The sequence below is a fragment of the Bradyrhizobium sp. P5_C11_2 genome (genome assembly GCF_054049755.1).
This window is the reverse complement of record NZ_JBFULT010000393.1, coordinates 1-7,181: the sequence shown is the minus strand read 5'-3', so window position 1 is coordinate 7,181 and position 7,181 is coordinate 1. Positions and strand designations below refer to the sequence as shown.

Here is a 7,181-nt window from a genome sequence, read left to right as displayed (position 1 = left end):
ATCTGGTCGGCTTCACCCTCTCCCCCGTGCTGTGGCGCAAGCTGCCGGGCGCGCGCTCGGCCGGCCGGGTGCAGTCGGTGGCGCTGCGGCTCGTCTGCGACCGCGAGCTCGAGATCGAGAAGTTCGTCGCGCGCGAATACTGGTCGCTGATCGCGACCCTGCTGACGCCGCGCGGCGACGCCTTCGAGGCGCGCCTCGTCGGTGCCGACGGCAAGAAGATCCAGCGTCTCGACATCGGCACCGGCGCGGAAGCCGAGGACTTCAAGAGGGCGCTGGAGGCGGCCGCCTACGCGGTGACCGCGGTCGATGCAAAACCGGCACGGCGCAATCCGCAGGCCCCCTTCACCACCTCGACGCTGCAGCAGGAAGCCAGCCGCAAATACGGCTTTGCGCCGGCGCACACGATGCGCATCGCGCAGCGGCTCTATGAAGGCATCGACATCGGCGGCGAGACCACCGGACTCATTACTTATATGCGTACCGACGGCGTGCAGATCGATCCGTCCGCGATCACCCAGGCGCGCAAGGTGATCGGCGAGGATTACGGCAACGCCTACGTGCCGGACGCCCCCCGCCAATACCAGGCCAAGGCCAAGAACGCCCAGGAGGCGCACGAAGCGATCCGCCCGACCGACCTGTCCCGCCGTCCCGACAGCATGAGCCGCAAGCTCGATGCCGACCAGGCCAGGCTCTATGAACTGATCTGGAAGCGCACCATCGCCAGCCAGATGGAATCCGCCGAGCTCGAACGCACCACCGTCGACATCACCGCGAAAGTCGGCGGCCGGACGCTGGAACTGCGCGCCACCGGCCAGGTCATCAAGTTCGACGGCTTCCTCGCGCTCTATCAGGAAGGCCGCGACGACGAGGAGGACGAGGACTCCCGCCGCCTGCCGGCGATGAGTTCGGGCGACGCGCTGAAGCGGCAGTCGCTCGCCGTCACCCAGCATTTCACCGAGCCGCCGCCGCGCTTCTCGGAAGCGTCGCTGGTCAAGCGCATGGAAGAGCTCGGCATCGGCCGGCCCTCGACCTACGCCTCGATCCTCCAGGTCCTGAAGGACCGCGGCTACGTCAAGCTGGAGAAGAAGCGCCTGCACGGCGAGGACAAGGGCCGCGTCGTGGTCGCGTTCCTGGAGAGCTTCTTCAGCCGCTACGTCGAATACGACTTCACCGCCAACCTGGAAGAGCAGCTCGACCGCATCTCCAACAACGAGATCTCCTGGCAGCAGGTGCTGAAGGATTTCTGGAGCGGCTTCATCGGCGCCGTGGACGAGATCAAGGATCTGCGCGTGGCGCAGGTGCTGGACGTGCTCGACGACATGCTCGGACAGCACATCTATCCGCCCCGCACCGATGGCGGCGACATCAGGCAGTGCCCGAGCTGCGGCAACGGCCGCCTCAATCTCAAGGCCGGCAAGTTCGGCGCCTTCGTCGGCTGCTCGAACTATCCGGAATGCCGCTACACCCGTCAGCTCGCCGCCGACGGCGAGGCCAGCGCCGACCGTTCGCTCGGCCAGGATCCCGAGACCGGCTTCGACGTCTGGGTCAAGGCCGGCCGGTTCGGCCCCTACATCCAGCTCGGCGAGCAGAAGGACTATGCCGAAGGCGAGAAGCCGAAGCGCGCGGGCATCCCGAAAGGCACCTCGCCCGGTGATGTCGAGCTCGAGCTCGCGCTGAAGCTGTTGTCGCTGCCGCGCGAGATCGGCAAGCATCCGGAGACCGGTCAGCCGATCACCGCCGGCCTCGGCCGCTTCGGTCCGTTCGTGAAGCACGAGAAGACCTATGCCAGCCTCGAGGCCGGCGACGAGGTCTTCGACATCGGCCTCAACCGCGCCGTGACGCTGATTGCCGAGAAGGTCGCCAAGGGCCCGAGCCGCCGTTTCGGCGCCGACCCCGGCAAGGCGATCGGCGATCATCCGACGCTCGGCACCGTCACGGTGAAGGGCGGCCGCTATGGTCCCTACGTCACCGCGGGCGGCGTCAACGCGACGATCCCCGCCGAGTTCGAAAAGGACGCGGTCACGCTGGCGCAGGCGATCGCCCTGATCGACGAGCGCGCAGCCAAGGGCGGCGGCAAGCCCAAGAAGACCACCAAGGCAGCGAAGCCGGCCAAGGCCAAAAAGGCTGCGGAGAAGGCTGCCGACGGCGATGACGCCGCGCCAAAGCCCAAGAAACCGGCCGCGAAGAAAGCCGCGGCCAAAACCAAATCCGAATCCACCAGCAAGGCGCGCGCAGCCGTGTCGTCGACGGCCAAGACGTCGCCGACCAAGGCCTCCGCCGCCAAAGCTCCGGCCAAGAAAAGTGCCGGCACGACTTAGAGGTTAAGTGAAACGCAAGCATGACCGTGGCTTTCCCGACCGGGACGCCATCGTCGCCTTCATCAAGGCAAACCACGGAAAGGTCGGGACCCGCGAGATCGCGCGCGAGTTCGGCCTGAAGAACGCCGATCGCGTCGAGCTCAAGCGCATGCTGCGCGAGCTCGCCGACGACGGCCTCGTCAAGAAAAAACGCCACACCATTTCAGAACCCGACAGCCTGCCGCCGACGCTGGTCGCCGACATCACCGGCCGCGACGCTGACGGCGAGCTGATCGCCTCCCCCACCGAATGGGACGAGGTCGAAAGCGGCGAACCGCCAAAGATCCTCATCGCCATGGCGCGCCGGCCCAAGCCCGGCACCGCGGCCGGCGTAGGCGATCGCGCCCTGCTGCGCGTCGAGCGCTCGGATGAGAGCGAAGGTCCGGCCTATCGCGGCCACATCATCAAGGTCTTCGACAAGACCAAGAGCCGCATCCTCGGCGTGTTCCGCAGCCTGCCCGAAGGCGGCGGGCGGCTCGTCCCCGTCGACAAGAAGTCCGCCGACCGCGAGCTGAACATCGCCGCGGCCGAGACGCACGGCGCGCAGGACGGCGATCTCGTCAGCGTCGACATCGTCCGCTCGCGCGCCTTTGGGCTGGCGTCAGGCCGGGTCAAGGAGAAGCTCGGCTCGGTCAAGTCGGAGAAGGCGATCAGCCTGATCGCGATCTACGCCCATGACATCCCCCTGCAATTCCGTCCCGCGGCAGAGCGTGAAGCCGAAGCGGCGGAGCCGGCGAACCTGAAGGGGCGCGAGGATTGGCGCGACGTCCCGCTCGTCACCATCGATCCGCCGGACGCGAAGGATCATGACGACGCGGTGCATGCGCAGCCGGATTCCGATCCGAACAACAAGGGCGGCTTCATCGTCGACGTCGCCATCGCCGATGTCAGCTTCTATGTGCGGCCGGGCACCGCGCTCGACCGCGATGCGCTCGATCGCGGCAACTCGGTCTATTTCCCCGACCGCGTCGTGCCGATGCTGCCCGAGCGCATCTCCAACAATCTCTGCTCGCTGGTGCCGGGCGAGCCGCGCGGCGCGCTCGCCGTGCGGATGGTGATCGGCCCGGACGGGCGCAAGCGCTCCCACACCTTCCATCGCATCCTGATGCGCTCGGCCGCCAAGCTGAACTACGCGCAGGCGCAGGCCGCGATCGATGGCCGGCCGGACGACACCACCGGCCCCCTGCTCGACCCGATCCTGAGGCCGCTCTATGCCGCCTATGCCTGCGTCAAGCGCGCCCGCGACGAGCGCGATCCGCTCAATCTCGATCTGCCCGAGCGCAAGATCCTGCTGAAGAGCGACGGCACGGTCGATCGCGTCATCGTCCCCGACAGGCTCGATGCGCACAGGCTGATCGAAGAGTTCATGATCCTCGCCAACGTTGCGGCGGCGGAGATGCTCGAGAAGAAGTCGCTGCCGCTGATCTACCGCGTGCATGACGAGCCGACCCTGGAGAAGGTCCACGCGCTCTCGGAATTTTTGAAGACGCTCGACGTCCCCTTCGCGAAATCAGGCGCGCTGCGCCCGGCCCTGTTCAACCGCGTGCTGGCACAGCTCGAAGGCCACGACCACTTCCCGCTGGTGAGCGAGGTCGTGCTGCGCGCCCAGGCGCAGGCGGAATATTCCGCCGAGAATTACGGTCATTTCGGCCTGAACCTGCGCCGCTACGCGCATTTCACCTCGCCGATCCGCCGCTATGCCGACCTCGTCGTGCACCGCGCGCTGGTCCGCGCGCTCGGCCTTGGCGAAGGCGCGCTGCCCGACAGCGAGACGCCGGAAAGCCTCGGTGAGGTCGCGGCCCACATCTCGGTGACCGAGCGGCGCGCGATGAAGGCGGAGCGCGAAACCGTCGACCGGCTGATCGCCCACCATCTCGCCGACCGCATCGGCGCGACCTTCCAGGGCCGCGTCTCCGGCGTCACGCGCGCCGGCCTGTTCGTCAAGCTCGCCGAGACCGGCGCGGACGGCCTGATCCCGATCCGATCCCTTGGCACGGAATATTTCAACTATGACGAGGGCCGCCACGCTTTGGTCGGCACGCGCAGCGGCACCATGCATCAGCTGGGTGACGTCGTCGACGTCCGTCTGATCGAAGCAGCTCCCATCGCCGGTGCGTTGCGCTTCGAGCTGCTGTCGTCGTCCGGCGAGACCGCGCCGCGCGACCGCAGGCAACCGGGTCCGCAACGCCGCCCCTCGTTCAAGGCGCATCCCGGACGCAGTCCGGCGAAGAAGCATAAGCCGGCGAAACAGAAAAAGCCCGGCAAGGGCAAGAAGGCCAAGGGGAAGAATAAGGGCCAAAAGGGCAAGGCCTGGTAGCGATGAGCACGGCTCCAAAAATCTGGACGCGCGAGACCGGTCTTATCGAGAAGCGCGACGTCTGGGCTGCGATGAAGCGCGGCTTTCGCGGCCGCTGCCCACGCTGCGGCGAGGGAAAACTGTTCCGCGCCTTCCTGAAGACGGCGGACAATTGCGCGGTCTGCGGCCTCGATTTCACGCCGCATCGCGCCGACGATCTGCCCGCCTATCTCGTGATCGTCATCGTCGGCCACATCGTGGTGCCGACCATCCTCTGGATCGAGACCAATTACACCACGCCGGTCTGGCTCAGCTTTGCGGCCTATTTGCCCTTCACCTTCGTCGCCTCACTCGCGCTGTTGCAGCCGGTCAAGGGCGCCGTGGTCGGATTGCAATGGGCCCTGCGCATGCACGGCTTTGACGACAACCCTCCGGATGGTATTCCGCCGGTGTAAGCAGAATAAGCAAGAAGCGATTTGGGTGAGGACATGACGGATACGTCGCAGGCAGGTGAGAAGGCCAAGATCCACGAGGGCAAGGAAGCCGACCACCATCCCTATTTCCGCCCGAAGGATGCCGCGACACTGATCCTGGTCGATCGCAGCAGCGCCGTTCCAAAGGTCCTGGTCGGCAAGCGCCACGACAAGGTGGTGTTCATGCCCGGAAAGTTCGTCTTCCCCGGTGGCCGTGTCGACAAGGACGACTATCGGGTCCCCTGTGCTGCGCCGATTACCGCCGAGCTGGAAGCCAATCTCGCCAAGGGCAGCCCGAAGACACCGGCCTCGCGTGCGAAGTCGCTCGCCATTGCCGCGATCCGCGAGGCCTGCGAGGAGACCGGCCTCTGCCTCGGGCGCAAGGCCGAGGGGAAAGCGCCCAGGCTCGACGGCGCCTGGAAGCCGTTTGCCGATGCCGGCCTGCTGCCCGATCCCTCCAGCCTGTTCCTGATCGCGCGCGCCATCACCCCGCCCGGCCGCGTCAAGCGGTTCGACACGCGCTTCTTCACCGCGGATGCCTCCGCGATCACCCACCGCGTCGACGGCGTGATCCATGCCGACGCCGAGCTCGTCGAGCTGGTCTGGGTCGAGCTCGGCTCAAAGCCGCTCGCCGATCTGCATCCGATGACGCGCAACGTGCTCAACGAGCTCGACACGCGTCTTGCCACCGGCCCGCTCCGCCACGACGCGCCGGTGCCGTTCTTCCATTTCTACGGCGGCAAGATGCAGAAGGATATTTTGAGCTGATCCGGCCGCCGATTTCTCCAGGCCTRCTCACGCGATCTGCAAACTCAACGCTGCACCTCTGAAGGCGCGGTCTTCGCCGCCGCCTTGTCCGTGGCCGATCGCCCAATGCCGGGGCCAAACAAGCTGCTCCAACCCTCGCGACGACGCAGAGGTGAAGGACGACCAGCGCGGGGAGCCGTGATGGCGGTAGAGAAGACCGCCGGGGCCCATATCCGGATAGATCGTGACGTGAATATCGAAGCCGTCGCCCGCCGGAAGATCAGGTCCAAACCAATAGGATGGACTGCGCCCCGGCTCACGACCGACGATGGCCGTCAGCGTTTGCTTCGGTCCACGAAGCCCAAGCCAGAACGGCGCGATCGAACCAGGCGCGAAAGCCGTGAAGATCGTCTGGGCTGATGCGACATCGGTCGCGGCGCTTTGCCCCACCAGTCTCATCTCGATCCTCTGTCCGCTCTCCACAAATCCGCTGAACGGCGCTTCGACATTTCCGAGCGGCAGCTCCCTCCACCGGGCGGGATCAGGATCGGGCAGCGGCCATTCCGTCCTCTCCCTGACGACGCCGTCGATATCGAGCACCTGATAACGCAGGCCGTTCTCGTCGAGCGCGGCTTGAACGCAATGCAGATACTCGACGCCTTCCGGCATCCTGTGAGCCGTTCCCGCACCCGCGGTGCAGATCTGCAGGACGCCGCGATGCGCCTGTACGTCGAAGGCGAGGATGTGGCTGCACAAATAGGCAAGCACGTTTTCGTTCACCAGGATGTCCCAGAACGGGCGGGAATATTCGTGGCCGATCTCGCGCTGATACGTCCCCGTAAAGCCGTTGATGGGAAACACCGGGTGATGGCCGAGGACGAGCTTGTATCGGGCGTCGCCATGCTCTCTGAGCGTTGCTTCCAGCCACGCGAGCTCGACATGGCCCTCACCTCCAAGGCCGCTCCAGAGCGTGTTGACGAACACCATCAGAAGGTCGCCGCGCCGCACGAAGTAGGAGAGACCAGCCTGCCCCGGCGGCCCATTGTTCGGCAGGTCAAGCGCCGCGCGAAACGCCGCCTCGCTCATCGCGTCATAGGTCGTATGATTGCCGGTCGTGTGCCAGATCGGGGTGGCCACACGGTCGAGCCATGCCATTTCCGTGTCCAGCCAATGTCGCCACTGCGCGCGCAGAGCGTCCGGATCCGGTGTCAGTCCGATGACTTCATCGCCTGGAAAGAGAATGAATTCAGGCTGCGGTCTCAGGCGTTGAACGACTGCGTTGACCGAGGCGAAGGTCTTCTCGTGCAG

General features: G+C 66.1%; 5 protein-coding genes. 4 read left to right on the top strand and 1 reads right to left on the bottom strand.

The genetic code is table 11. The annotated features are described in order from the left end of the window. From topA to ACXJL8_RS28740, 4 genes are all read left to right on the top strand, one after another. Window positions 1-2,318 (top strand): type I DNA topoisomerase (gene topA, locus ACXJL8_RS28755; protein ID WP_456686011.1); only part of this gene is annotated, 2,318 nt, incomplete at its 5' end. A 7-nt stretch (window positions 2,319-2,325) separates the two neighbouring features. Then, entirely contained in the window at window positions 2,326-4,674 is a 2,349-nt protein-coding gene (gene rnr / locus ACXJL8_RS28750; protein WP_456622704.1) for a ribonuclease R, read from the top strand. After that, window positions 4,668-5,108: a DUF983 domain-containing protein gene (locus ACXJL8_RS28745; RefSeq protein ID WP_456622751.1), complete on the top strand. Its 441-nt coding sequence runs from the start codon at window positions 4,668-4,670 to the stop codon at window positions 5,106-5,108. The genes rnr and ACXJL8_RS28745 overlap by 7 nt, the downstream gene beginning before the upstream one ends. A gap of 33 nt (window positions 5,109-5,141) precedes the next feature. Next, complete coding sequence (locus tag ACXJL8_RS28740; protein ID WP_456622703.1) at window positions 5,142-5,894, top strand: NUDIX hydrolase; 753 nt, start codon at window positions 5,142-5,144, stop codon at window positions 5,892-5,894. Window positions 5,895-5,921: 27 nt separating this feature from the next. Here the strand turns inward: ACXJL8_RS28740 and ACXJL8_RS28735 are convergent. Further along, window positions 5,922-7,181 (bottom strand): metallophosphoesterase family protein (locus ACXJL8_RS28735; protein ID WP_456686010.1); only part of this gene is annotated, 1,260 nt, incomplete at its 5' end.

Excerpts from the sequence above, each read along its gene's own strand:
- ACXJL8_RS28740 (WP_456622703.1), top strand. The coding sequence starts at position 5,142 with ATGACGGATACGTCGCAGGCAGGTGAGAAGGCCAAGATCCACGAGGGC.